This window comes from Mesorhizobium sp., from assembly GCF_004962925.1.
Lineage (GTDB): Bacteria > Pseudomonadota > Alphaproteobacteria > Rhizobiales > Rhizobiaceae > Mesorhizobium.
The window spans coordinates 1-837 of record NZ_SUEO01000351.1 but is presented as its reverse complement, the minus strand read 5'-3'; the positions used below and the strand labels follow the sequence as shown (position 1 = coordinate 837).

General features: G+C 65.4%; 1 protein-coding gene. It reads left to right on the top strand.

Annotation, left to right across the window (positions count from 1 at the left end):
- A partial coding sequence (locus E5W87_RS34675) for an ATP-binding protein (RefSeq protein WP_292408247.1) occupies positions 1 to 659 on the top strand: 659 nt, incomplete at its 5' end.
- Positions 660 to 837: the final 178 nt, after the last annotated feature.

Here is an 837-nt window from a genome sequence, read left to right as displayed (position 1 = left end):
TTGCCCATCACGGCGTGCTGTTCCTCGACGAGTTTCCCGAATTCTCGCCGCAGGCGCTCGATGCGCTGCGCCAGCCGCTGGAGACCGGCGACTGCATGATCGCTCGCGCCAATCATCGTGTCACCTATCCGGCCCGCATCCAGCTGGTCGCGGCGATGAACCCGTGCCGCTGCGGCATGGCCGGCGAGCCGGGCTATCGCTGCCTGCGCGGCGACCGTTGCCGCACCGACTACCAGGCACGCATTTCGGGCCCGCTGCTCGACCGCATCGATCTCAGGATCGAGGTGCCGGCGGTCTCGGCCAGCGATCTGATCCGGCCGGACCGGGCGGAGAAAAGTGCCGCGGTGGCGCTGCGCGTGGCCCGCGCCCGCACCATCCAGCGCGAGCGTTTCGAGCGGCTCGGCGCGACCTCCGCCACCACCAACGCGCATTGCTCGCCCTCCGTCATCGAGGAGATCGCCATGCCGGATGCATCGGGCCTGTCGCTGCTCAGGGATGCCAGCGAGAAACTCGGCTTTTCCGCTCGGGCCTACCATCGGGTGCTGAAAGTGGCGCGGACGCTGGCCGATCTCGAGGCCAGCGAGACGGTCGGCCGCATCCATCTGGCCGAGGCGATTTCCTACCGCATGAGCTCGGAGCGGATGGCGCAGGCGGCGTAGGGCGCGCGGTAAACTCCAAGCAAAGGGGAGCTTGCAGCCCCAAAGGCGACAGGCCATTTAATACGTTCAGTCTTTGCCCAATTGCATCGAGCACGACAATGAGACAGCTGGGGATACGAATCCTCGACATAGCAAAGATACTTTTGACTCGCGTTCGGTTTTGGATGCGGTTCCCATT